The 26228-nt window shown below is 58.9% G+C and carries 21 protein-coding genes and 1 tRNA gene; 5 read left to right on the top strand and 17 right to left on the bottom strand.

The features are described from left to right. The first annotated feature begins 122 nt into the window (after window positions 1-122). From MWU54_RS04715 to MWU54_RS04725, 3 genes are read left to right on the top strand one after another with little or no spacing between them, the layout of a single operon-like run. Window positions 123-1763: a hypothetical protein gene (locus MWU54_RS04715; RefSeq protein WP_247081130.1), complete on the top strand. Its 1641-nt coding sequence runs from the start codon at window positions 123-125 to the stop codon at window positions 1761-1763. A gap of 24 nt (window positions 1764-1787) precedes the next feature. Next, the gene (locus tag MWU54_RS04720) at window positions 1788-2903 is read left to right on the top strand and encodes a phosphatase PAP2 family protein (protein WP_247081131.1); all 1116 of its coding nucleotides are present in this window, start codon (window positions 1788-1790) and stop codon (window positions 2901-2903) included. 2 nt (window positions 2904-2905) lie between these two features. Beyond that, the gene (locus MWU54_RS04725; RefSeq protein ID WP_247081132.1) at window positions 2906-5029 is read left to right on the top strand and encodes a hypothetical protein; all 2124 of its coding nucleotides are present in this window, start codon (window positions 2906-2908) and stop codon (window positions 5027-5029) included. Window positions 5030-5108: 79 nt separating this feature from the next. On the opposite strand, the gene MWU54_RS04730 is transcribed toward MWU54_RS04725, so the two are convergent. Then, window positions 5109-7631 (bottom strand): glycosyltransferase, encoded by a 2523-nt coding sequence (locus MWU54_RS04730; RefSeq protein WP_247081133.1) that lies wholly within the window; start codon window positions 7629-7631, stop codon window positions 5109-5111. Between the two features lie 47 nt (window positions 7632-7678). After that, a complete protein-coding gene (locus MWU54_RS04735) occupies window positions 7679-8626 on the bottom strand; it encodes an FkbM family methyltransferase (RefSeq protein ID WP_247081134.1) in 948 nt (315 codons plus the stop codon). Window positions 8627-8784: 158 nt separating this feature from the next. Here MWU54_RS04735 and MWU54_RS04740 point away from each other — a divergent pair, with 158 nt between their 5' ends. Beyond that, complete coding sequence (locus tag MWU54_RS04740; protein ID WP_247081135.1) at window positions 8785-9129, top strand: hypothetical protein; 345 nt, start codon at window positions 8785-8787, stop codon at window positions 9127-9129. Window positions 9130-9177: 48 nt separating this feature from the next. On the opposite strand, the gene MWU54_RS04745 is transcribed toward MWU54_RS04740, so the two are convergent. The 10 genes from MWU54_RS04745 to MWU54_RS04790 all read right to left on the bottom strand — a co-directional run bounded on the left by MWU54_RS04745 (window position 9178) and on the right by MWU54_RS04790 (window position 19748). Next, window positions 9178-10176, bottom strand: coding sequence for a LacI family DNA-binding transcriptional regulator (locus MWU54_RS04745; protein ID WP_247081137.1), 999 nt, complete (start codon window positions 10174-10176; stop codon window positions 9178-9180). A gap of 6 nt (window positions 10177-10182) precedes the next feature. Further along, the gene (locus MWU54_RS04750) at window positions 10183-11346 is read right to left on the bottom strand and encodes a dihydrodipicolinate synthase family protein (protein WP_247081140.1); all 1164 of its coding nucleotides are present in this window, start codon (window positions 11344-11346) and stop codon (window positions 10183-10185) included. A 4-nt stretch (window positions 11347-11350) separates the two neighbouring features. After that, entirely contained in the window at window positions 11351-11671 is a 321-nt protein-coding gene (locus MWU54_RS04755; RefSeq protein WP_247081142.1) for a Dabb family protein, read from the bottom strand. After that, window positions 11668-13260 carry a GMC family oxidoreductase N-terminal domain-containing protein gene (locus MWU54_RS04760; protein ID WP_247081144.1) on the bottom strand — a complete coding sequence of 531 codons (1593 nt, stop codon included), beginning with the start codon at window positions 13258-13260 and terminating at the stop codon, window positions 11668-11670. Before MWU54_RS04760 ends, MWU54_RS04755 begins: the two co-directional genes overlap by 4 nt. Before the next feature lie 9 nt (window positions 13261-13269). Then, window positions 13270-14028 (bottom strand): 3-ketoacyl-ACP reductase, encoded by a 759-nt coding sequence (locus MWU54_RS04765; RefSeq protein ID WP_247081146.1) that lies wholly within the window; start codon window positions 14026-14028, stop codon window positions 13270-13272. Further along, window positions 14025-15521 carry a GMC family oxidoreductase gene (locus MWU54_RS04770; RefSeq protein ID WP_247081147.1) on the bottom strand — a complete coding sequence of 499 codons (1497 nt, stop codon included), beginning with the start codon at window positions 15519-15521 and terminating at the stop codon, window positions 14025-14027. Before MWU54_RS04770 ends, MWU54_RS04765 begins: the two co-directional genes overlap by 4 nt. Continuing rightward, window positions 15521-16633: a sn-glycerol-3-phosphate ABC transporter ATP-binding protein UgpC gene (gene ugpC / locus MWU54_RS04775; RefSeq protein ID WP_247081149.1), complete on the bottom strand. Its 1113-nt coding sequence runs from the start codon at window positions 16631-16633 to the stop codon at window positions 15521-15523. The genes MWU54_RS04770 and ugpC overlap by 1 nt, the downstream gene beginning before the upstream one ends. Before the next feature lie 5 nt (window positions 16634-16638). Continuing rightward, window positions 16639-17520, bottom strand: coding sequence for a carbohydrate ABC transporter permease (locus tag MWU54_RS04780; RefSeq protein WP_247081151.1), 882 nt, complete (start codon window positions 17518-17520; stop codon window positions 16639-16641). Then, window positions 17520-18413: a sugar ABC transporter permease gene (locus tag MWU54_RS04785; RefSeq protein WP_247081153.1), complete on the bottom strand. Its 894-nt coding sequence runs from the start codon at window positions 18411-18413 to the stop codon at window positions 17520-17522. The genes MWU54_RS04780 and MWU54_RS04785 overlap by 1 nt, the downstream gene beginning before the upstream one ends. Window positions 18414-18500: 87 nt before the next feature. Beyond that, a complete protein-coding gene (locus MWU54_RS04790) occupies window positions 18501-19748 on the bottom strand; it encodes an ABC transporter substrate-binding protein (RefSeq protein WP_247081155.1) in 1248 nt (415 codons plus the stop codon). A 237-nt stretch (window positions 19749-19985) separates the two neighbouring features. Here MWU54_RS04790 and MWU54_RS04795 point away from each other — a divergent pair, with 237 nt between their 5' ends. Then, window positions 19986-21005, top strand: coding sequence for a LacI family transcriptional regulator (locus MWU54_RS04795; RefSeq protein WP_247081157.1), 1020 nt, complete (start codon window positions 19986-19988; stop codon window positions 21003-21005). A 5-nt stretch (window positions 21006-21010) separates the two neighbouring features. Here MWU54_RS04795 and MWU54_RS04800 read toward each other — a convergent pair whose 3' ends face one another. The 5 genes from MWU54_RS04800 to MWU54_RS04820 all read right to left on the bottom strand — a co-directional run bounded on the left by MWU54_RS04800 (window position 21011) and on the right by MWU54_RS04820 (window position 26105). Next, window positions 21011-22531: an aldehyde dehydrogenase family protein gene (locus MWU54_RS04800; RefSeq protein WP_247081159.1), complete on the bottom strand. Its 1521-nt coding sequence runs from the start codon at window positions 22529-22531 to the stop codon at window positions 21011-21013. 4 nt (window positions 22532-22535) lie between these two features. Next, window positions 22536-23303 (bottom strand): enoyl-CoA hydratase/isomerase family protein, encoded by a 768-nt coding sequence (locus tag MWU54_RS04805; RefSeq protein WP_247081161.1) that lies wholly within the window; start codon window positions 23301-23303, stop codon window positions 22536-22538. After that, window positions 23300-24871, bottom strand: a complete 1572-nt coding sequence (locus tag MWU54_RS04810; RefSeq protein WP_247081163.1) for a CoA-transferase — start codon at window positions 24869-24871, stop codon at window positions 23300-23302. Before MWU54_RS04810 ends, MWU54_RS04805 begins: the two co-directional genes overlap by 4 nt. Further along, on the bottom strand, window positions 24868-25872 hold the full coding sequence (locus tag MWU54_RS18820; RefSeq protein WP_247081164.1) for a Gfo/Idh/MocA family oxidoreductase: 1005 nt from the start codon (window positions 25870-25872) through the stop codon (window positions 24868-24870). Before MWU54_RS18820 ends, MWU54_RS04810 begins: the two co-directional genes overlap by 4 nt. Window positions 25873-26015: 143 nt before the next feature. After that, window positions 26016-26105, bottom strand: a tRNA-Ser gene (locus MWU54_RS04820). Between the last annotated feature and the right edge of the window lie 123 nt (window positions 26106-26228).

Genomic DNA, 26228 nt, shown 5'->3' on the forward strand with positions numbered 1-26228 from the left:
TTCCCGGTCCGATACACTGGTCTCAGGCTACCCGTCCGACGCCGACGGGTACTGTGAAATCAGTGTGAATCCCTTGGCGGAGCAAAGGCCCGGTGCTAGCGTTGACGTTAGGAAAGGCGCTCATGCAAGCCAGTTTGGAAATCAATTTGTTCGGCACATGCTCGGTCCGGCTTAGCGGGGACGACCCTCTGGATGTGCGCGGCGCGAAACACCGGGCGTTGATTTGCATGCTGGCCACCGCGCCGTTGGGGCGGCGGACCCGCACCTATCTGCAGAACACGCTGTGGGGGTATTCCGGATACGATTGCGGACATCAGAATTTGCGTCGTGCGCTGGCCGACCTGCGCAAACAGTTCGGTCGCGATTTCGATTTCTTCTTTCATACCACCAATTCCGACGTCGAACTGGATCTCGAACATGTCCGGTTTGTCGGCGATGTGAACGCCGGCCTGTTTCTGGAAGATCTGAACGTCAAACAACGCGATTTCGAAGATTGGGTGGCCTCGATCCGGGCAAATCCCGCGCAGATCGCAGCATTGCACCGCTCCCCTGCGGCAAGCGCTGTGCGCCGCCCGCGGCCCCGGGTTGTGGTTCTTCCCCTGAATTATCTGGGGGATGATCCGGTCTTGCGTGCCTTGGGCGACTGGATTGGAGAACAGACCTGTCGCATCCTGTCGCGCTCAAAACTGTTGAGTGTGATCTCGCATCTGTCTGGCCGTGCGATGGTCCAGAACCCCATTGTCATTTCTGACGTGCGACAGACGCTGGATGTGGATTATCTGGCCAATGGCACGATCCGGCGGTCAGGCAAGGGTGTTGTCTGCGATATTGATTTTATCGCTGCGGCAACCGGTCAGGTGCTCTGGACCCGGGAGCTGTATCTTGAGGATGCGAACCATCTCGACAAACTCAACGAGTCCCTCAATGCGATTGCCTTTTCCATCGCTCGGTCCATCGCCCATTCGGCAGTGGCCGCCGTGCAGGCGCAGCAAATGGATGATATCGAGGATCACAACCTGACCATCGCCGGGGCGACCCTGATGCACCGGCGCACGTTGCGCGATTTCCTGAAGTCCCGCGATTATCTGATCGAGGCGCAAACGCGCATGGACGGGATTGCCGAACCTTTGACGTGGCTTGGCAAATGGTACGTGCTGAACGTGATGAAAGGCTATTCGCTTGACCGTGCGCGCGACGCGCAGATGGCCGTTGAGTGTTGCGCCCGCGCGCTCGACATTGACCCGGAATCCAGCCTCGCCCTGACAATTGACGGGTTCGTTCACACGATCCTAGACCACAACGTCGAAACGGCAGAGCGACGGTTTGATACGGCCCTTCAGATCAACCCCAATGAAAGCCTTGCCTGGCTGTTGAAAGGATCGCTCAAGGCATTTACCGATGACGGCGCGGCGGCAGTTGATGCCACCACCCGCGCGCGCCGGTTGTCGCCGATTGATCCGTTTGGGTACTACTATGACAGTCTCGCCAGCACCGCGCATCTGGCGGCCGAGAATTACCAGAACGCGCTGGATTACGCCGACAAGTCCCTGCGCACAAATGATCGCCACTTGTCGACACACCGCGCCCGCATCGTTGCTTTGCACCATTTGGGACGCGGCGAAGACGCGCGCAAAGCGGCGCAGATGTTGATGAAGAATTTCCCCACATTCAGCCTTGCGCAATATCGCAAGAGCCACCCGGCCACCAATTACAAGCTTGGACAACAGGCCATTGCGGCCCTGTCTGCATCCGGGATCGACTAACAGCTCAACTCAAAAGGACATTATATGGCACAGTACGGCGGGATCGGCGGCATTGGGGGAATTGGCGGCATCGGAGGGATCGGCGGTATTGGTGGCATCGGAGGCATAGGCGGGATAGGCGGGATCGGGGGTTTCACCGGTCTGGGCGGTTTCCTGGGCGCAGAAGACACCGGCGGATATGACGGCACCACAACCTACGGGCTGCAAACCACGGCGGACGGCCTGCAACACCTCAACAGCACGGGCCCGGCCCCGGCTGGGACGGCACTGCCCTTCAATGACACGTCGAACAACGACCGGTGGGCCAGTTGGGTCCGGGGCTCATTATACCTGTCAGAGTTCCTGACCTGCATCGGCTATGAAGCGGTAAAAAGCGCACACGAGAAATCCGTGCGCCTGACGTTCGGGGGCGACGCGCTGGCCCATATCGTGCTGCCCGGCAATGATCTGTTGGCCAGCCAATGCACCCTGGTCAGGAATTACGCCGACCTGCGCGCCGACCGCACCGCAGAAATCACGTCGCAGCTTGGCTTCCCAACCGAATACTTCGCGATGATCCTCGGGATGCATCTGGGTCAGCACAAGAATACGTTCGAACTGATCACGGCGACGCAGGTGATGGCCGCGCATGTCGCAATGATCGTGAAACACGCCCTGGCCGTTCGCCGCCCGGACCAGATTGACGGACGCATCCTGCCGATGATCCCGACGCCGGGCCATGGCAGTTTCCCATCCGCCCATGCAACCGAAGCCTACGCTGTTGCCACGCTGTTATCTGGGTTGGCCACCGAATGGGGCGGATTTAACGATCTGGACAACAGGCTGGCGATGTTGCGCGGTCTGGCGGAACGCATCACGGTCAACCGCACCGTTGCGGGCGTCCACTATCCGATTGACAGCTGGGCCGGGGCCAGCCTCGGCGTGGCGCTTGGCCAAGTGATCCTGAAAATGTGCGGTCACAGTGCCACGGTCGCGCAAGCCATCAAGTACGAGCCTGCCGACCACGATTTCAACGACTACGATCTGGTGCATTCCGCGTCGGACAAGGGCGTGCAGATCACCGGCACCGTGAACGTCCCGAAGACCGATCATTTCAGCTGGATCTGGAAAAAAGCGTTAAAAGACACGCAGAGCGTGTGATCATGGCACATGTTGAGCAACACTGCATTGACCGCTACGCTGGCCCCTACGAACGATGGGTGTTCACCAAGGAACTGGGCCGCCCCTACGCATTCCCACTGATCGCGCGGGGACCGTCCAAGCGCTACACCGCCTTGATGGAGGGCGGCGCGGTGTCCGCGCTGAACGGCGTGGTAAACGTGCGCGTGCCGCCCCTGTGGGAGCCCGACAAAACGACCCGACACATCACACCGTTTGTCTTTGAAGACGACGCACCGCAGAACGATACGGACGCACACGAAGACACCAGCCTTGCGCGCTGTCTGGGGTCGCTGCGCACGTGCATGGCAGCGTCACAAGACGCCGCATCCACCCTGCCCGCCCGGTTTCGCGTCAACTTTCCGGTGGTGGATGAAACCTGGGTCCAGAACTACGATCCGGACGGCACAAATACATCTTGGTCCAAACCGCTGACACAGCCCAAAGCAATCATTGCGGTCATTGATGACGGCCTCCCCTTTGCGCATCGCGCCTTTCTTGACAGCCACGGACACAGCCGGATGAGCTATTGCTGGCTGCAATCGGGCATCGCGGCGGATACGGCAAACGTGCCGTTCGGACGTGAATACACCAACGCTGAAATCGACCAGTTGCGCCGCACATATGGTCGGGACGAAACCGCGCTGTATCGCGCGGCGGCCGCCATCGATTCAGGCGTTTCCGAACTGGGGGATCACTTGCGTCGGAGCGCCACCCACGGGTCGCACATCCTTGGCCTTGCAGCCGGGAATGACAGCCTGTTTCTGGATCACATTTTGGGTGATGACATCCAGATCATTGCGGTGCAGTTGCCCAATACGATTGCCTGGGACACGTCCGGGTTTGGCAAAGAGATGTATATGCTGTCGGCCATGCACTACGTTTTTGAGCGTGCCAGCCGAATTGCCTGCGCGTTTGGCATCGGCGAACTCCCTCTGATCCTGAATTTCTCCTATGGCTGGAGCGCAGGCCGCCACGATGGCGCGTCCGAAATGGAGATCGCGGTGCGCGATTTGCTTGACGCGCGGCAGGCCATACAACCGGTGACAGAAATCGTCATGCCCACGGGCAATAACTTCGCATCTGACATGCACGCCCGGATGGACGAAACATCGTTTCATGATCACAGTGCGCGGATCCATTGGCAGATCCAGCCGGATGACCAGACTTCGAGCTATCTGGAACTGTGGTTTCCTGCAGGGTTTGATCCGTCCGATTACCATCTGTCTCTGACCCCTCCGGCTGGCACGTCACTGGACCAACCGGTCGACATCGCCTTTGTGGCGGATCCCGCTCTCGACGATGACGGCGATCCGCGCCGCTTTGTCGAGGTGATATCAGGCGGCAAGATCATCGGTCAGATGTCAGTCGACAAACACCGCCGCGACCGATGGCGCGGCATGATCGCGGTGATCCCGACCGTCTACACCCGCCATCAGGACCGGCGGTTGGCATCCGGGGCCTGGACCGTCACTCTGTCGCGCTCAGAGAACGCGATGCCCCTGAGTGACGATCAGGATATCCTGATCTGGGTGCAGCGCGATGATGACCCAAGCGATCTGAAATCCAACGGACGGCAAAGCTACCTGGTCGAAATTCAGGACGCTGCCGTGCTCTTACCTAAACCGCCGCAATCACCGGTTCAGGACATCCCGGAAAATATTGCACAAGTCGCCGGATATGGCGCTCTGAATGCTGTGGCGTCCACGCCAAGCACAACCCGTGTGGCCGGCTACACCGCGCAAACCGGACGCATATCCCCCTATTCCGGGGCGGGCGGTCTGCGTACACGGGTCGATGGCACGGTCGAGGTCTGGGGCGCGCAGGCAGATCTTACCGCAGTTTCGGATCACAGCCCCACTCTACCGGGAATTTCCTCAATCGGAGTGCTGTCGGGTGCCCGCGCCCGTCTGGTGGGCACCAGTTGCGCCGCACCCAGCGCCGCGCGGATCATGGTGTGCAATGCCGCCGCCGGTCGGGACGTGTTTGACGGGTTCGGTGATCCGCTGGACTTGTATCGCACGGAGTCTTCGTCTCCTTCGGTCGAATCCCAGCACAAGGCCCGTGTCGGTCATCGCACCGCGCCGCCGGTGTCCAAGGGCGGTTGATGGGGACCGCCTTTGCGATAAGCAGCCCCGCTTTGAGATCGTCAGCGCGCTTGGATTTGCAGCCAAGCGCGCTGACATCTCAGCCAGCTTTTGCCTTCTTCAACGACTTCTCCAGGTGCCGACGAACAACATGACGATACCGGGAATCCTGCCCCAGATTTGCCAACAGGCCCGCGATTTCATCGAAACTGGTGTCGTCAAACTCCTGCTCTTTGAAGGCGCGCATCGCATGGCTGATCGCCCGCTCGTAGCCTGCGATCGTGTTTTCCGGCGCAAACATGTCCTGCGCGATGGTTGCCGCCGCGGTGCGCGTCGCCCTTTGATCACAGTCGAACAATGTCCATGCCAGACCGTCGGCAAGATCATCGGTGTCAAACGCCCGGGCGGTGTATCCATTGACCTTGTGATGGATAAAACAAGCCAGACCGCTGGTTTTGAAACAGGTTACCGGCGTGCCGTTGCGAATGGCGTCAGACGCGATCACGGACAGCGATTCCTGAAGCGACGGGACAAGACACACATCCGCCGCCTTGTAGATTTTCGCTTTCTGCTCTTCATCCGAAATGAACCCCAGGGGGACGACCTTGAACGGAAGCGCCAAGTCCGACAGCGCGTTCTTGTCGACACTCCCAAGTATCGCGACACAGATATCCGCCCGGTCGGCATGTGACACCGCCAGTTTTGCCAGCGCCTGTGCGGCCAGAGAAAACCCTTTTCGCTTGTTTGACGCCTTGTGCACCGCAAGCAGAATGACCTTGGTCTGCGGGTCGATGCCAAGCTCTTCGCGGCACGTTGCCCGTGGCGGCACAGATGCAGTGGGGATCGGGTTGTTTACGGTAAAGATCGCATGGTCCCGCGTCAAAGGCGCATCCCGAAGCATCTGTGAAATCCACTCCGATATGCCGCAAAACACGATGTCCGGACGTCGTCGGTAAACCATCTGGCGCAACATGTAAGAGGCCGAAACCTTTGAGTTTTCCCGCTTGTCGATCACAGACGGGCAATCTCCACATCCCAGCTTGAACTGGTCGCAGGTCAGCGAGGCCAGAAACTCTTTCTGATGGTCGGGGTATTCATCAATTTGTGTGTCATCGAGCTTGAACAAACACCCGCCGGTATGCAGCCAATTGTCCCGCGCTATCCAGACGATCGGAAACTTCAGTTTCAGCAAGTCTGGAATGGTCAGAATGCTTCGGTCGATTGCGCCCATCACGATGCAGTCGGGGCGATAGCGCGTGACATCCTCGACCACATTTTCGGAAATACTGGTGCTGCCCAGGGACACCCAGGTGGGCAGATGTACGCCCTTGATTGGCTGATCACTCGATTCCGTTCCAACAACCGGATAATCATCAAGCGAAAACGTCCGAATGTCATACCCGCGTGATTTGAACAGGTCTCTGAGCCGGGAAGACGAGGCCGCCGCCCCGGCACCGCGTTTGACATTGAAACTGGTGCCGATCATGGCAATGCGCAGCGGTTTGGTTTGCCCGCTTGTTGGCAAGCTGATCACGTTCGACCGAGGAGCCCGATGCGCCCCTTCAACCAACCGCGCCTGTTGAAACGGGGTTTTTACCGGCTTGGGCTTGGGTTTGTTCGGCAAATACGTGTCGACCCAGTTAATCGGGTCAAACTGAGTTTCGCTCAACAGCACGGCGGCGTCTTTCAACTGTCGCCGCAGAATGTGATTTTCGTTCGCCAGCAACGTGGCACTGTGCACATTCGTCAGACTGTTCGCGGCGTCCGACTTTCCGTAGAAAAACGTGTCCGTGTCCGTGCAGATCGTACATTTGTCGGTTTCCAAAGCAATGTCACAGGCCTGACGATGATTGCTTTCAACAAAGAGAATATCGTCACGCCCGGCAAAGACGCTTGCCTTGAACGGCGCATGCGCTTTCAGGCGCCGCCGTTCTTCGGCTGACGGCAAGTCCAGCATGATCAGCTCTTTATAGGCGACCCCATGCGCGTCGAGCCATTCAACCGTTGGCGCGCGGTATTTCTCAAGCCGGGACGTGACAATGGCGCTGATCTGTTTTTGCGGGATGAACAGCGGCTGCGCCGTGCGCAGAAACTCCAGATAGCGCGGTCCGTCGTCATTGTCTTCGGCGGTGGGATCGACGCACAAGACGCCGTCCATATCAAAACACGCGCTTTCGGCGATGATGTGGTTCCGGTAATTCCACTGGAACACCCGAGGCTGCGCAATCCGGTCAAGCACCACATGCCTGGGGGCGTTCTTTGTCCGGTCCGGCAGGCCGAAAATGGCGCAGAAGGTGACATCGAAATCCTGCTCCAACGTGCCCAACCGCCGCTGCACGCGGCGAAACTCTGCGCCGGTATTGACCGAGTCGTCGACAATCAGCACCTTTTGGATTTCTGCCAGTGACCGATCCGACTGCGCCCTGCGGCCCTTTCGCCGCGATTGGGTGAAGAGAAACGAATCCAGATCTAGAAAGGTGACGTTCTTGATCGTGGCGATCATGGTGGCTGGCACTATGCCCGATTTCGGGATGCCCACCACGTAGTCGACATCCGGAAGGTGATGAATGTTCTCCGAAATGATCCGGGACATATCGGCATAGGAGCGATAACTCAGCGTCATTGTGAAAATCCGATTTCAAAGGGAAAGAAGCGGGGTGGAAGCCGTCATCAGTGCGTTTTTGGCAAAGCGATCACGGCATGTTCTTTGAACAGGTTCGGTGCGACTTTGCGGACCTGAAATTCATAACCGGGCAGCGTTTCGATCATGAATGGAAGCGTGTCGCGAAATTCGTCCGGGGTATGGTAGAACGAAACGATCAGCACCGGTTGGTGCGCGCGGATTGTCCGGAGCGCTCCGCGCAAGACCGGCACCGCATCGCCTTCAACGTCAAGCTTGATCAGGCCGATATTGGCCTGCGGATGCGCCTGCATCACCGCATCGAGTGTCGCGGTTTCCACAACGATTTTCGGCTCGAACGCCAACTCTGCTTTTGCCCGTGATGTGCCTACGCCCGCAGATTGCATGGTGGCCAGCCCCTCGTGATCTGACAGGGCAATGTTTGCATCTAGGATTGCGCCCGAGTCCCTCTCGGCCTGCGTGTTGACGCGCAGCATCTGGTAATTGACCGGATCCGGCTCAAAGCAAAAAACGCATGACGGAGAGTACGTCTTTAGAAAGAACTGCGCGGATGCGCCGTCGTAACTGCCTGCATCCACAATATCCGTGTGACGCAGTTTGCGCGTCTGTGCATCGCTCAGGTATCGCAGTCCGTAGTGGCTGAGCGTCTCGTCACTCTCTTGTACAGACGAAGTGCCCGTACCGTCCGTCTGGGCGAGATCGTATCCAAACTCATGCAGGGCGTTGCGGGTGTCTTCCGGCAAAAGCGCCATTGCTGTTTGCGTTTCACATTGCAGAAACGGGCTCAAATTCGGGTCGGACACGTATCGGGACAGATCCACCGAAAGCTTGAGAAGCGCGCGCGACTGGTCGTCTAGCCGCGATAAGATCCGTTCGGTCAAAAGCGACGCAAACCCCTGACGCGCCTCTGCGTCCTGGGCCCAAACGGCGCGGTACGCCTGGCTTAACCCGATCACCTGATCAAGGGACATGAGCATCAAGTACCTTCCTTCGTATCAGTTCCTGTTCGATCACTGCGCACGGCTTTCCGCGTGTCGGAAGTGATTTGAATATGACCTAAATCGTATTCGTTTACGGTTCATTAAAACGGCTGCGCCTATACCCGCTTCATCGAAAATGTTTGGAGCGCTCTCACATGAAGAAGCTGAAAATCGTCCTGCTATCCTCTGTCCTTGCCATCGGATTGGGACAAGCGGCTCACGCGGTCTATTCGCAGGATGACCTGACGACCCTGCAAAACCTGGTCGAAGCGGGCGACACGCAAGGCGTGCTTGCCTTTATCAACGCAAATCCAGAGGTGATGGTCGGAATCGATCCGCTGGCCGAAGCCCTGCGTGAGTTCGTTGCCAGCCGCGAAGGCCTGTTCGGCGGCTTCTTTGGCCCGCGTGTCCCTGAAATTTCGGGCGTGCCTTCACTGCCGGACGGTGTGTCATCGGAGGATGTTTTCGTTTCGGGATCGCTATCCGATTTCGGGTCGTAACCCCCGGAAAGCGGAACGTTATCCTCAACAGATCGCTTTGAAACGGCGCTAGCTGGAGTCGCGTTTGACCAGCGACACCGGCGTGCGCCGTTCAGGTGGCGGCACAATCCCGTCTTGCAGCCAATGCAACATGTTTTGGGACACGGTCTGCGCAAAATCCGGGATTGCGCAGCTGATGGACGAGAGGGATGGAAAGCTTTGCTGACATCCTTCGATGTCATCAAATCCAACAACCCGAAGTCCGGACCCAACTTGTCGGCCTCGCGCCGTGCTGCCCGCCACAAGACCCAGCGCAACGAGGTCATTGAAGCAGAGCACACCATCAACATCCGGGTGATGCAGAACCAAAGTCTCCGCAGCCTCCACTCCGAAGCGGTGGCTGGCTTCACCGGTCAACAGGATCGGGTCCTGCGCTGCCCTATCGGTCATCTCGAGATATCCGGACATGCGTTCGCGGGTGACCGCCCGTCCGTCAAGACCACCGACAAAGGCGATCTTCTTGCAGCCACGGCCCCTCAGATGCTCCATCGCCAAACAGCTACCAGCGAGGTAATCCGGTGCCAGAAACGGAAACAGGTCGCTTCGTGGATCGACTTTTCGGAACACCTGCAGCGCGGGCAATCCCGCGTTTGCGATCAATTGAAGCGGCGCTTCATCAGGACCGTAAGCCGGGGAGACAATGAACCCGGACACACCATGTTCGATCAACGCATTGATCATGTTGGACTGAAGCGCCGGGTCTTCGTTGATATTGGCAAGGACAACGGCGTAGCCCTGATCGGCCAGAGCCATCTGCAGACGCGCGGCAAATTCAGTGAAAAACGGATTGCGCAAGTCATTGATGATCAGGCCGATCAGCCCTGTCGACGTTGACCTGAGGTTCGCGGCGGACCGGTTATACACATAACCAATCCGCGTCATCGCGTCCTGCACCTGTTGGCGCGTGCTGTCTTTGACCAGCGCGCTGCGTTGCAACACCAAACTGACCGTGGATTTTGACACCCCGGCCTCTTTGGCCACATCCTTGATCGTGGGTCGGCGGTCCATCAGCCGTCACGCAATCCCGTGGCAGGCCAGCAGCGCGCTCATACGCGCTTCGGCAAGATCAGGCTGGGACAGCAGACGCGCCTGATCGGCCAGGCGATATACGTTGGCGTAGTGTGTGATGTCTCGACTGGAGTGAAACCCACCAGGCATGATGAAATGAGACTGCGACCCGTTCAGCCAGGCGAGAAACGCAATCCCCGCCTTGTAATACCGGGTTGGCGCCTTGAAGATCTCTCGGCTTAACGGAACGGTGGGCGCCAAAAGCGCATGAAACGTCTCTGTGTCGTCTTGCGCCAGCGCGTCCAGCGCCTGTGACGCGGCCGGGGCGATGGCGGCAAAGATCCCAAGCAGGGCGTGGGAATAATGCGTACCGTCTCCGGCAATCAGGTCCGCATAATTGAAGTCATCCCCGGTATAGAGCCGAACCCCCGTTGGTAGCCGCTTGCGAAACGCTTCTTCATGTGCCTGATCCAGCAGGGAAATCTTGATCCCGTCCACTTTGCCGGGGTTTTCGGCAATCAAATCCAGCACAAAATCGCTTGCGCCCTCTAACTTGCTGTGCCCCCAATACCCCGTCAATGCCGGGTCAAACATGTCCCCCAGCCAATGCAAAATGACGGGTCGAGCCGCCCCGTCGATCAGCTTGCGATAGACACGATGGTAAAGGTCGGGTGTGGCTTGGGTGGCAGGAAACGCCCGGGAGGCCATGAGGATCAATTGCCCGTCAGCGGCCTCGATTGCCTCGGCCTGTTCCTCGTAGGCGTGAAAAATGGCGTCCGGCGTCAAGAGCGTTTCGGGAGACGTGTGATCCGTCCCGGCCCCGCAGGCCACCCTTGGTTTGCGCGGATGCGCCTTGGCCGCCTGCATTGTGCGTTCGATCAATTCACGCGCGGTCGGCCAATCCACGCCCATCCCGCGCTGCGCGGTATCCATCGCTTCGGCCAGATCAAGGCCCTGATCCCATAAACCCTGCCGGAAAGACAGTGTCGCATCCCAATCCACCGCAGGACGGGAATTCCATGGATCGCGTTCGCGCAAAGGGTCCGACACGACATGCGCCGCCGCAAATGCCGTCCGCGTCAAAACCCCTTTTGGCGCACGGGGGACCAAAGGGTCCCCTGTCAGGCTGTAGGGAACGATCTGCCCGTCATCGGTTGGAAGTTTCAACATGGCATTATCCCGGAACTGAACAGTCGATATCGAGGACCAGCACCCCGTCTAATCCGCCTTCGGCATGTGCGACGATCTGGCCGCCCAGCGCCTTGTGATCTTCATTTTCAGAGTAGCTTTGCAGGTCAGACCACGTGTCAAAGTCCATCGTGAACCCGTGCAGATACCCGCGTTCGATCTGCTCGGGGCTTTGGGATCGCCCCCCGACAAACCCATTCGCCCCTGGCATGGTGGCGGTCAAACGGGCCAGACCCGCGTAAATCTGGGCGATTGTGTCCTCGGACACGTCCGGACGAAACCGCGTGAGTACGATATGGCGGATCATATGTGATATCCTTGGTCCTGTTTGATCATGTCGGCGGCTTTTTCACCGATCATGATGGTGGGGGCATTGGTGTTCGATGACACAACCTTGGGCATGATGGACGCGTCCACGACCCGCAGATTGTCGATGCCGTTGAACCGTAGGCGAGGGTCCAGGACGGCGCCGGGATCAGTGCCCATTCGGCACGTGCCTGCGCAATGATGGGATGTCTTGGAATGCTGGCAGATAAAGTTGAAATAGTCGTCCTCTGTGTGCACATCCGGTCCCGGCAGACGTTCGGCCAGAATGTACGGTTTGAGCGCGTCCTGTGACAGGATCGTTTGAACCAGCTTCAAGCCCCGAATGGACATTTCGCGGTCGTACGGATCCTCCAGATAGTTCGGATCAATCAACGGCATATCAGCAGGATTGTCGGATTGGAGACGCACGGTGCCACGCGACCGGGGACGCAGGAAACAGGCGTTGAGCGTCACCCCCCCGTTTGGCATCGCCGCGACACCGGCTTCGATCCCGGTGCCAAGGCCCAAATGCATCTGGATGTCCGGTGACTGTGCAGTGTCATCCGCGTACCAGAACCCGCCGGTTTCAAACAGGCTGGAGGCGACGGGCCCTTTGCGCGTCAGCACATATTGAAGCGCGGCGAGACCCGACAGATGCAGCTTGGCAAAGCGGTCATAGGTGTAAGGCCCCGACACCTCGCTGATGGCGTAAAGGTCAAGGTGGTCCTGAAGATTGGCACCGACATTCGGCTGGTCCAGCACGACGTCGATGCCGAGCCTGGACAGTTCGTCCGCCGGTCCGATCCCGGATAGCTGCAACAATCGTGGTGACCCGATGGCACCCGACGACAGGATCACGTCGCAATCAGCGGATATCACACGGCCATCGGCCAGTTCGACACCCGTAGCCCGCCCCGCCTGCACCACGATACGCCTGACCTGCGCATTGGTATGCACGGTCAGGTTCGGGCGTGCCTTGTTCGGCGCGACAAAGGCCATCGCCGCCGAGGAGCGGCGGGCCTTGCGTTGGGTGAGTTGGTAGTAGCCTGCACCCTCTTGCACCCGGCCGTTGTAGTCTCCCATCCGGGGAATGCCCAACTGACCCGCGGCCTCGATATAGGCGTCACAGATCGGCAATGGGGCGGCGGGTTGGCTGACGCCAAGGGGGCCTCCTTTGGCATGATAGTCATTGTCGTAGGTGTCGTTATCCTCGGTTTTTTTGAAATAGGGCAGAACGTCCTCATACCCCCAGCCCGTGCAGCCCATCTGCCGCCAGTCATCGTAATCCTGCGGCGTGCCGCGTGTGTAGATCTGTGCATTGATCGACGACCCACCACCGATGACCTTGGCTTGCGTGTAGGTGAACACTTTGTTCTGCATGTTGCGCTGCGGGACGGTGCTCCAGCCCCAGCTACCGATCCCCTTGGTCATTTTGGCAAAGCCTGCGGGCAAGTGGTAGAAGGGATGCCAGTCGCGACCACCGGCTTCCAACAACAGCACACGCGCGCTGTCGATTTCGCTCAACCGCCCGGCCAGAACCGATCCGGCCGATCCGCCGCCAATGATGATGAAATCGTACCCGTCACGCATCATGTGATCCTAAAGGCGGGGGATTGAGAGGCCGCCGTCAACTGGAATGGTCGCGCCGGTGGCGAACTGCATGTGACCGTTTGCCAAAGCTGCGGACACCTGTCCAATGTCGCTGGGTTCCCCCCAGCGTTTGGCGGGGACAAGACCCTCCTTGATGCGGGGCGCATATGTGTCCTGCACCGGCTTGGTCATATCGGTTGCGATGATGCCCGGGCGCAGTTCAAAAACACCGATGCCGCTCTCGGCGAGACGTACCGCGAACAGGCTGGCCATCATCGCCGCGCCCGCTTTGGAAACGCAATACTCGGCGCGGGAGATGGAGACCATCTCCGCGCTCACCGAGGTTACGAACTGAATCGAACGGTAATGCGGGCTGCTGTGTTCCAGCATCCGGCGCGCGACTGCTTGGGTCAGGAAAAACGCACCGCGCAGGTTGACGTTGTGGACATGATCCCAATTGCCCGGTGTCACGTCCAGAAGATCCCCCCGCTCCGGCGCGCCGATGCCTGCGTTGTTGATCAAGGTCGTGACCGGGCCCAGGTCGGCCTCGATTTGATCGAGCACGGCAGAGTGGTCTTCGATGTCGGTCACGTCATGCTGATAGTATCGGGTATTCGGGCCAAGATGGGCCAAGGCTTTTGCAACCGAAGTGTCGTCTGCCTTGGGCAAAGAAGCTATCGCCACGGCAAATCCTTCGGACTGTAACGCGCTGGCAATGGCAAGTCCGATCCCTTGCTGCCCCCCTGTGACAAGCGCAACCCGGCTCATGCGGCGAACTCCGTCTCTTGAATGTGCCGCGCCGTTCGGATGGCCAGCGCAGCAATCGTCAGCGCCGGATTGACCGCTGCGGATGTGGGCAACACCGACGCGTCGACGACAAAGAGGTTGGGGTGATCATGCGCACGGCAAAACGTGTCCACAACGCTTGTGCTGCGATCCTGCCCCATACGCGCCGTGCCACATTGATGTGACGGGGTGCGACGGTCGAAAGGGCGTGAGAAAACAATGGGAAAGCCCGCCTTTTTAAGGCAGGCTTTCAACTTTCGAACCAGCCCATCATGGGCATCCCAGTTTGACCGCTTCCAATCCAGCCGGATCTGCCCGTCTGACACCGTCACGCGACTGTCGGGGTTGGGCAGGTCTTCGGACATTGCGTAGAAATCAAAAGACCGGGCGGCAATCAACCCGGCCAGCCATTCCGGCACAGCCGAAGTTGCCGCAAGGATCGGTCCAGAAATCTTGCCCAGCAATTGAACGTTGCCCAAAGGTGGCCCACCTGCCCCGTCCGACAGATAGAAATCGTTGATCATCAACGTTTTCTGATAGACCGCCCGGTTTCGACGCAGCGGATGAAGCGCCAGCACGGCCGAGCAATTGTGGTTCATGAAATTGCGTCCCACCTGATCAGAGCGATTGGCCAGCCCTGTTGGGCAATTGTCATTCGCTGAGCTGAGCAAAAGCGCGGCGGATTGCACCGCTCCGGCGGACAGGATGACCAGCGGAGCGTTCACCGTGAACGTTTCCTGCCCGCGCGCGCACCGGATTTCGGTGATGCGCCCGTCAGCATCAGATAGCAGCTGCGTCGCGCGGCAGCCGGTCATCAGTTCAACATTCGGAAACGCCAAAGCCGTTTTGATCCCAATCGTTTCGGCATCCATTTTGCCGCCACATGTATCGGGATGCGCGTCCCACGGGTGATGGCCTGCACCGAGCCAACGATCAAGATCAACGCCCAGCGGCAAGGATGCGGGGGTCAGGCCGGCCTTCTGCAAACGCCGCCGCAAATCCACGATATCGGGTTCATCCGGAACCGGTGGAAACGCAAAACCCCCTGATCTGGGTGGATCGGTCGGGTCTTCGCCCGGAACACCGCGCACCTGGTAAAGTTGCTCTGCCGCAACGTAATCTGCTTCAAGGTCATCATAGGAGATTGGCCACCCCGGCGTGCGGCCCCCCTTGTGCTGGATGGGTGAGAAGTCCTCTGCCCGATACCGAAGCAACACCGCGCCGTAGAATTTTGAATTCCCCCCGACATTGTAGTAATTGCCCGGATTGAACGGACGATCACAGCCATCCAGCCAAATCTCGTCGGGTCGGAAGACGCCATCGCGGAAAATCGCCTGTGGGTCGCGATCGTGAACCGTTGGATACAAGGCCTCCCCGCGTTCAAGGATCAGGATCTTACGGCCAGACGGCGCAAGCGCCGCCGCCAGTGTAGCGCCGCCCATCCCCGAGCCGATGATGACGACGTCGGGGGCCATCAGGGAAGGATGCGGGCTTCGGTTTCAGGATCGAACGCCACGGCTTTTTCCATATTGACCATGAAGTCGAAATCCTGACCCGGGCGCACCTCTGCGTCTGACCGCATTCGCGCAATGACGTCCTTGCCTCCCAACGACATCGACACAAACGTGTCCGATCCGGCCGGTTCGGTCACGACGATGCGGTTGTTGAGCGGCGCGATATTGGCGGATTTGCGATCCGCACCATCGGTGTCGGTGATGGTTTCGGGGCGGATACCGAGCAGAATCTCGCGCCCGTCCCATGCGGCCAGATTTGCCTGACTGAAAGGAAGATGCGCCAATGATCCGTCATGCCGCGTGATCTCGGCCTGTGGGACCCCGCTTTGCAGGCGCACTATCGCCGGGATCACGTTCATTGCAGGGGAGCCCATAAAGGTGGCCACAAAGATGTTTGCCGGGCTGTCGTAGATTTCTTGCGGCGTGCCCAGTTGCTGAACATACCCGCCGTTCATGACCGCGATGCGTGTCGACAGCGTCATTGCTTCGATCTGGTCGTGAGTCACGTAGACGATTGTGGTGCCCAGCTTCTGGTGCAGTTTCTTGATCTCGGTCCGCATGTCGACGCGCAGCTTCGCATCAAGATTGGACAACGGTTCGTCAAACAGAAATACATCCGGATTGCGCACAAGCGCGCGCCCCATCGCCACCCGTTGCCGTTGACCACCGGACAATTGGCCCGGTTTGCGGTCCAGCAACTGTTCGATCTGAAGAAGCGTGGCCACCTCCTGCATCGCCTTGTCGCGTTCGGGTTTCGGCACGCCATGCATCTCAAGGCCGAAGGTGATGTTCTTTCCGACCGTCATATTCGGGTAAAGCGCGTAGCTTTGAAACACCATGGCGATGTTGCGCTTTGACGGATGGACACCGTTCATCACGTCGCCCTTGATCCGGATCTCTCCGCTGGTGATTTCCTCAAGCCCGGCGATCATATTGAGCAACGTGGACTTGCCGCAGCCGGACGGACCAACCAGCACAAGAAATTCACCTTCTTCGACCGAGATGTCGACATTGTGCAGGACCTGAACCGATCCGTAGGCCTTGGTCGTGTTGTCGATATCAAGAAAACCCATTGCGATTATCCCTTCACGGAACCCGCCATCAGGCCGCGGACGAAGTAACGCCCCGCGACGATGTAGACGAGCAGAGTTGGCATGGCGGCTAGGATCGCGCCGGCAAAATGAACGTTGTATTCTTTGACGCCTGTGGATGACTGAACAAGGTTGTTCAGCGCCACCGTCATCGGCTGACTGTCCGCCCCGGCAAACGACGCGCCGAACAGGAAGTCATTCCAGATATTGGTAAACTGCCAGATCACCGACACCACGGCGATCGGGCCGGAGGATGGCAGCAGGATACGCCAGAAAATCTGGAAAAACCCGGCCCCGTCGATCTGCGCGGCGCGGATGAGTTCGGTCGGAAACACCGCATAGTAGTTGCGGAAATACAGCGTGGTGAATCCGATCCCGTAGACGATATGCACCAGCGCCAGCCCCCATGTCGTGCCCGCCAAGCCCATCAGTCCCAGCATCCGTGCCATTGGGATGAGCACGATCTGAAACGGGATAAAGCAGGCAAACAGCATCAGGCCAAAGATGATCGTGTCATATTTGAACCGCCACTTGGTCAGAACATATCCGTTGAGGGCACCAAGAACCGTCGAAATGATCACCGCCGGAACGACCATCTTGATCGAATTCCAGAAATACGGCGCAAGCCCGGTCGGATCGACGCCGATTTGCGCCGTCGACCACGCCTTGAGCCATGGCTCTATGGTGAACTCCTGCGGCAGGTTCATCATGCCGCCGCCGGTGATTTCATCCAGCGGTTTCACCGAGTTCACCAGCATCACGTAGAGCGGCAACATGTAGAACAGGGCGAACAGGATCAGCACCAGATAGATCAGCGTGCGCGTCACGCGACCGGTGCGGATGGCGGTATCCTGAGTGGCTGCGGACATCACTTCTTCTCCCGCAGTTCGGAATACAGATAGGGGATCATGATCGCGGCTATTGTCATCAGCATGATTGTTGCCGACGCAGCACCGATCCCCATCTGGTTCCGGGTGAAGGTATAGGAATACATAAACGTCGCGGGCAGTTCGGTTGCCCGCCCCGGCCCGCCACCGGTCATTGCGATGACAAGGTCAAAGGTCTTGATGGCCAGATGTGACAGGATCACAAAGGCTGACAGGAAAGCGGGACGCAATTGCGGGATGATGATCCGGCGATAGAGGTTCCAGTTGCTGGCCCCGTCCATTTGCGCCGCCTTCAGAATTTCATTGTCGATGCCCCGCAGACCCGCAAGGAACATCGCCATGACAAACCCGCTGGTTTGCCAGACCGCCGCCAGAACGATGGTGTAAATCGCGTAGTCGCGGTTCTTGATCCAATCAAAGCTGAAATTCACCCAACCCCAGCTTTGCATGATGTTCTCAAGCCCGATGCCGGGATCCAGAAACCATTTCCAGGCGGTCCCGGTAACAATAAAGCTGAGCGCCATCGGATAGAGATAGATCGGACGCAGAAAGCCCTCGCCACGAATTTTCTGATCAAGGAAAATTGCCAGCGTCAGTCCGATTGCGGTGCAGATCAGGATATAAAGCGCTGCGAATATGCCCATATTCGTCAGCGACACCTCCCAATGGCTGAGGCGCCAAAGCTTTGAGTAGTTTTCGAACCCGACCCACCCAAAGCTGGGCAGCAATCGACTGTCGGTAAAGGACAGATACACAGAGAATAGGATAAAGCCGTACACGAACACCGCCATCATGGCGATGGTGGGCGACAGGACGAGCTTGGGAATCCAGTTCTGCAGACGTGTCTTGAAATCCGCGTCGGCTGTGCGAGCCATCGCGTGTCCTCCTCATTCGCTGGACAAGATATACGCGGCGATGCGCAAGATGGTGGGGCAGCACATGCCGCCCCACCGAGGGGAGGATCACTTTGCGATCGACACCGCGTCGACAAGTTCCTGCACAGCGGTTTCGCTGTCGTACTCGCCGTTAAAATGTGCGGTGACAACGTCATAGACCGCGTTCTTCACCGATGCGGGGGCTGCGTGGCCGTGCGCCATTGACCCGAACAGGTTGCCGGATGCAGCTGCTGCCGCAAGGTCTTTCATACCTTGCTTACCGCAGGCGTCGAAATCCGCATCGCTCACATCTGTCCGTGCCGGGACAGAGCCCTTGACCACGTTAAACGCGGACTGGAAGGACGGCGACAGGATCGCAGAAGCCAGCTTGGCCTGCTCGTCTGACACCGATCCGCCCTGATCGAACATCATAAACTGGTCGGCGTTAAAGGTCACCTGGTCCTGTGTCCCGGGGAACCGGAAGCACAGGAAATCTTCGCCCGGCACCTTGTTCGCGTTCAGGAATTCGCCTTTGGCCCAGTCACCCATCATCTGGAAACCGGCTTCACCATTGATCACCATCGCGGTGGCAAGGTTCCAATCGCGACCCGAGAAGTTGTCGTCCACATTGGCACGGATCACCGCCATGCGATCAAACGCTTCTTTCATGGCATCAGAGCCAAGCGTGTCTTCGTCAAGATCGACAAATGCGGCCTTGTACCCATCCGGGCCAAGCACCGACATCGCGACGGCATCAAACACGGTTGCGTCCTGCCACGCCTGACCACCATGTGCGATGGGCGTCACGCCTGCCGCCTTAAGCGTTTCCAGCGCGGCCGTGAACTCTTCCCAGGTTCCCGGCACACCGATTCCATTGGCATCCAGAACAGCCTTGTTGGCCCAGACCCAGTTTGTGGAGTGGACGTTCACAGGCGCGGACACCCATTTGCCGTCAACTTTGGCAAACGCCTTGAGCGCATCTGGAACCACCTCGTCCCAGCCCTCTTGCGCGGCCACTGCGTTCAGGTCTGCCAGTGCGCCCTGATTGGCCCAGTCCAGAATATCAAACCCAAGACCCTGCACCGCGGTTGGCGCGTTGCCTGCCGTCACACGCGCGCGCAGAACAGTCATCGCCTGTTCACCGCCGCCACCTGCAACCGGCATATCCGTCCAGCCAACGCCCTGACCTTCCAAATCCTGCTTCAGAACATTCAAGGCAGCCGCTTCGCCACCTGATGTCCACCAGTGCAGAACTTCGACATCCGCCGCCTGCGCCGCACCTGCGGACAGGGCTACAGCAGCAGCCGTCATCTTGAGCGATTTCATAATTGTCATTGTTGCCTCCCTAGCAAAGTGTCCCTTTTCGGACTGGTCAAATTAAAACGTTATAAATAATCATCTTGTCAACTCGCAATTACGACCACCACATCAAGCATCTGTAATTGCATATATTTTTACGATTCACCACTGCGCCTTCAAGGCAAAACTCCGCAATCAAACAAAAGTGTTGCAACGTTTTAAATTGTCGCAATACTGCATGCCCGAACCAACAAACACTGGATCTTGTGTCGAATGTCACCCCAACGCACCCGTGAAAGACCGACCCTTCGCACCATTGCCGAAGAAACCGGTTTCGCCGTCACAACGGTGTCGCGTGCGCTGAAGGATGACCCAAGAATTGCAGCCAAAACGCGGAAAGCCGTTGCCGAAGCTGCTGAAAAGCTGGCCTATGTTCCGGATCGCGCGGCGCAGCGCCTGCGCACCGGGCGCACCAAGGTGATCAGCGTTCTTTTGAATCTCGAACATGAATTCATCGGGTTTGCAGACGAGCTTCTGGGCGGGATCATCGAATCCCTTCACGGCACCGATTTCGCCATCAGCATCAATCCCGACCTCAACAATCCCGACCGTCTGGACACGATTCGCAATGTCCATCGCAACAAGCTGGCGGACGGCGTGATTCTGACCCGAACGGAACCGTTCGACGACCGCGTACGGCTGCTGCACGAGGCAGGATTGCCGTTTGTCACCCACGGGCGGACCGAATTCACCACCCCGCATGCCTGGGTGGACTTCGACAACGAGATGTTCGCGCGAAACGCCGTTCAAAGGCTGGCCGAAAAAGGGTGCAAGCGCGTGCTCATGGTGATGCCGGACACGCGGTACACCTTCGCCCAACACCTGCGCTACGGGTTCCAGAGCGCCGCCCGCGACGCCGGACTGGCCTTCGAGATCCCAGAGGCGGTCAACCTTGAATCCCCGTCCGAGCAGATCGCGGAATTTCTGAAGACCCGTTACAGCACCGACAATCCGCCTGATGGGCATGTTTGCGTGGGTGAAGTGGTCGCAATGGCGACCTTGTCCGCACTCTATGACAGCGGACTGACGCCCGGACTGGACGCGACGGTTCTGGCCAAACAGGCGTCTCCAACCTTTAAACACGTACGTCCGCGGATCGAGACAGTGTCCGAGGACCTGCGCGAAACGGGGCGGCATCTCGGGGCTTTGCTGCTGCGCCAGATCAATGGCGAATCCCCGGAAGGTCTGCATGCGCTGATGCAGCCCGACCCGGTTTTCCGAATATCTGGCTAGGCCGGTCATCCGCGATCTTTCACCCAGTTTTCACGACTGCGTCCAACGCGCATGACAACCGATTTGACCTCGAAGTACTCTTCAAACCCATATTTCCCGATCTCGCGCCCCTGCCCGGATTGCTTCATTCCGCCAAAGGCCAGTTCGGGGAACCCGTCCATCCAGGTATTTGTCCAGACCGTGCCCACTTCGGCGCGGCGCGCAAACTCAAGGCAGGTGTGCACGTTCTCGCTCCAGACACCGGCGGACAGCCCGTAGGTGGACGCATTGGTCAACGCGATGGCGTCCTCCATGCTGTCAAAGCGCAGAACGCTCAGCACGGGCCCGAACACCTCGTCGGTTGCAATCGCCATGTCCGGGGTCACATCCGTCACGATGGTCGGCTGGTAGAACTGGTCTCCCAAACCGGGCACTGCCAGCCTGTCGCCCCCCAACACAACACTGGCGCCTTCGGCTTGTGCGGCTTTGACATATCCATCAATCTTGGCGTTGTGATCTGGAGTGACGATCGCGCCGACCTGCGTTTCAGGGTCAAGCGGATCGCCGAACTTTACCTTCCGCGAAAGCGTGACAACGCGCGCCACAAAGTCATCGGCAATGTCGGCGTGTACGATGATCCGGCTGGAGGCGTTGCAGCACTGACCGACGTTGAAATAGACGCCAAACACCACCGCATCGACGGCACTGTCGATATCGGCATCGGGAAAGATCACTTGCGCGTTCTTGCCCCCAAGCTCCAATGCGACCTTCTTGAGAGTCCCGGCAGAGGCCTCGGTGATCTTTTTGCCCACGGTCGTTGAGCCGGTGAACGTCACCATGTCGACATCGTCATGTGTCGACATAAGGCTTCCCACGGGATCACCGTAGCCCAGCACGATATTGCACACGCCCGCGGGCAATTCGGCCTCTACCAGAAGTTCTCCCATCATCACGGTCGACGACGGCGTGACCTCGGAGGGTTTGACAACCACGCTGCATCCCGCCGCCAAAGCAAACGGCAGTTTCTGGCTTAAAATCCAGAACGGGAAATTCCACGGCGTGATGATCGACACGACGCCGATTGGCTGCTTAAGCACGACACCCAGCATATCTTGGCCAAGCGTGTTGTGGCTGTCGCCATGTGTGCTGCGCGCCAAAGACGCCGCATAGCGCCAAAGATCGGCCGCCCCGCCAACCTCGCCCCGCGATTGGGAAATCGGTTTGCCGCTTTCCAGCGTCTCGAGAACCGCAATCCGGTCGACATTGGCCTCAATAAGATCCGCAACCCGAAGCAGCAGCGTCGCCCGCTCTTTACCGGAAATGCGGCTCCAGACACCGGTATCGAATGACCGGCGCGCTGCGCCGATGGCGGCGATGGTTTCGTCTGCTCCACCTTCGGCCGACTTGCTGACGACCACGCCATGCGACGGCGAAACACGCTCGAACGATCCGGGGCTCGTCACCCATTGTCCGTCGATCAAATGACGCCCCGTGAACAGGTCGGGCAGTTCCGCATTGATCGAACCGGTGATGGTCAGGTCTTTCATAGTTTCAGCGCCCCGAAAATTCTGCTGGTCGTTTGTTCAGGAAGGCGGCGACGCCTTCCGCGCGGTCCTCTGATGCAGCGATCGCCGCACTGCCCAGCGCTTCGATCATTGCGGCGCGGTCTTCGTCTTGGGCGGCGTGGATCATCGCTTTGGCCGTTTCCGTCGCGCGCGGCGACAATGCAGTCAGGTCTGCAAGAATGCTGGTTCCGCTGGCTGTCACGTCTTCGGAAACCTCGGCCACGCAACCAAGACCAAAGGCCCGTTCCGCGCTGATGCGTCGTCCGAACAGGGCCATTTCCTTGACAACGGGCTCCGGCATCAGGCGCAACGCCCGTTGCGTCCCGGACCAACCGGGGACAATGCCAACCCGCGCCTCGGGCAAGGCCAGCGTGGCACGCGGGGCCATGATCCGCATGTCGCAAGCCGCTGCCAGTTCAAACCCACCGCCAAAGGCATGGCCGTTCACGGCTGCCAGCGTGGGAAGATGCAACCGCGCAAGCCGGTCAAAGACCCGGTGCCCTTTGCGCACCCAATGACGGGCGAAATCAGCCGGTGACAAGGGCCCCCATTCGGAGATATCCGCACCACAGCAAAACGCTTTTGGTCCAGCCCCGGTCACAAGCACACTGCGAACCTCTGGATTGACCTCAATCGCATCCAGATGCGCCGCAAGCTGATCCAGCATGCCCACCGTCAGCGCATTCAGCTTGGCTTCGTTCTCAAGGGTGATCTGGGCAATACCCGACGCAACCCGCAATGACACATGGCTCATAACACCAACCCCATTGGGCCTTCGGACAACAACGACCTGTCCATCAGGCTTGCAGTCTCGGCCACCCGCACACGCCCGTCCGAGGCCGCCACGATGTCCTCGGCCGGTCGGATGCCCGGCATGATTTCGGTCGCGACCAGCCCGTCATCGGTTGATCGCATCACACATCGCTCGGTGACATAAAGCACATTCTGGCCCAGTTGCCGCGCCCGACTGCCCGCAAAGGTCACGTGCTCGACCGCCTCCACCATCTTGGTAAAGCGGCCCGGTTCGGCCACGGTGATGCCGTCTTCGGTCAGATCGATCTTCGCCCCGGCTTCGAACCAGCCGGAAAACACGATGTTCCTGGCGCGTGCCGTGATGTCGACAAACCCGCCGCATCCGGCAGTCAGATACGGTTTCTTGCCAAGCTTTGACACGTTCACATTACCCTCGATGTCGACCTCAAGGAACGACAGGAAGGACACGTCAAACCCTGCGCCCTGGAAGTAGATGAACTGCTGTGGCGACGGCACAAACGCGTCCGCATTCGAAGCACATCCGAAGGCAAACCCGGTCAGTGGCACGCCACCCACGGCACCTTGCTCAATCGCCCAGGTCACGGCATCGCGATGCCCTTCCTCAAGCAGAATACGCGGGACCATCGCGCTGATGCCAAAACCCAGATTGGCGGTCATGCCCGCTTTCAACTCTTGCGCAGCGCGACGCGCGATCACCTTTTCGACGCCGTGTTCGGCCAGGGCAAAACTGTCCCAAGGCCGCATGACCTGACCAGAGATCGCAGGATCGTACGGTGTTTCGCAGGTCTGTTTCTGGTCCGGGTCGATCACAACCACGTCCACCAAATGGCCGGGCACCCGCACATCATGGGGCCGCAAACTCCCGGTCGCGGTGACCCGTTCGACCTGCGCGATCACCACCCCACCGTGGTTGCGCACGCAAATCGCCTGTTCCAACCCGCCCAGATACGCGCCTTCGTGTTCATAGGTCAGATTTCCACGGTCATCTGCCGTCGTCGCGCGCAGAATGCACACATTTGGCACAACATTCGGGAAATGAAGCCAAGTATCCCCGGCAAACTCGACCCGCGACACAATCGGCGCTGCCGCGCCGCGCGCATTCATGGCACAGCCCTCGCGCAGCGGATCGACAAAGGTCTCCAACCCGATCTGCGTCAACACCCCCGGCCGACGCGCCGCCGCTTCGCGATGCATGTCGAACAGGATGCCGGACGGCACGTTGTAGGCGGCCACACGGTCATCAACGATCATCTTCCAGATTTCCGGCATTTCAAGGCTGGACGGACCGGACGGGTATGACCCCGCAAGAACGCGCGACAAAAGCCCGTCCTGCGCAAGGTGGTCCATACCTTTCACACCGTACATATCACCTGCCGCAATCGGATGAAGCGATGTGATGTTCCTGGGATGACCTTCTGCAGCGAACCGCTCTCCAATGGCCTTCAGCACGAAATCCGGGCACCCAAGAGACGAAGACGACGAAACGGTCACCACCGCTCCGTCCGGGATTCGCGCAGCGGCGTCGGCGGCGGATACGACCTTGCTCACGTCACATCCCCGTAATCGACTGTGACCCGCCTCCCCGTCTGCGCCGCCTCGCGAACAGCCAAGGCAACGGCCAGCGACTTCACTCCGTCCAAACCATCCGCTGCGGGCCGTCCCTGCCCCGCAATGGCCGCGACGAAATCCGCCACGCCCTGCTCGTAAAGCGAATGATCCGAAAACGAGAGCGCTTCGCGACCCACATCTGTCACCAATTCAATCTCGCCGACGGGCTCCTGTGTCATGACACCGCGCGCGAAAATAGAGCCCTTGTCGCCATGAACCTCGACACCGCTGCCCGCATAGGGATGGGTAAAGCTTTCATGTGACATAACCATCGCGCCGGATGGCATGGACCAGACCGACATGGCGGAATCCTCAACACCATCGCCCATACCTGACACCCCCATCTGCGCGACCACATCAACGGGGTCCTCCCCCAGAAGGAACCGTGCGACATCGGCATCGTGGACGGTGATATCGGGAATAACACCACCCCCCGCACTCGCATCATTGATGCGCCAGCCCTGAAGATGTGGCGGCAAATGCACCGCATGAAAAATGCGCAGAGACAAAACCCGCCCGATCCGTCCGTCGGCAATGACGTCCCGCATCGCGCGATGCGCACCTGAACACCGAAGGTGATGATTTGTCCCGAACACCAGACCGGCGGTCTGCGCCGCGCTCATCATGTCCTGAGCTTCGGCAACCGACATACCCAACGGCTTTTCACACAAGACATGCTTGCCCGCCGAAATCGCCGCCAGCGCCTGTGGGTGGTGTTTTTCATTGGTCGACGAGATGTAAACCGCAGAGACCCTGTCATCCGCCAGCGCCTGAGCCAAATCCGTGGTCGCATTGGCAATGCCATGCGCATCTGCCCAGCCCCGACCCCGCTCGGCCGAACCGCTCACAACCCATGTGACATCATTCCCGTCCTGCGCTCTGACCGCCTCAAGCACATATTGAGACGCGATGGTACTGGCTCCGACAAATGCCCAATTCACGACTCACCTCCAAATTTGGATCGTTCCAAAATTGGTAGAACAACATTTCAAACCAAGCAAGACTTCTTTGTCTGGTCGACCATGACAACCATCGCTCCGCAGCGAAGGGCGCGGTCGAATATCATCGTTTTCTATGGTGTTAGTGGCGGAGGCTCAGGGATTCGAACCCTGGGGACGCTCTCACGCCCAACGGTTTTCAAGACCGCCGCATTCGACCACTCTGCCAAACCTCCGGTTCCTGCCAAATAGCCGCAGTTTTGCGATTCTGAAAGCGTCAGATTGGGAAAATCTGCGCAGACCTGTCGTCGGACTTTTCTTGTGACCCTCAAGACTGTAAGCTTCGCTGCAAAACAAGA

The organism is Marivita sp. S6314 (assembly GCF_023015985.1).
Taxonomy (GTDB): Bacteria; Pseudomonadota; Alphaproteobacteria; order Rhodobacterales; family Rhodobacteraceae; genus Marivita.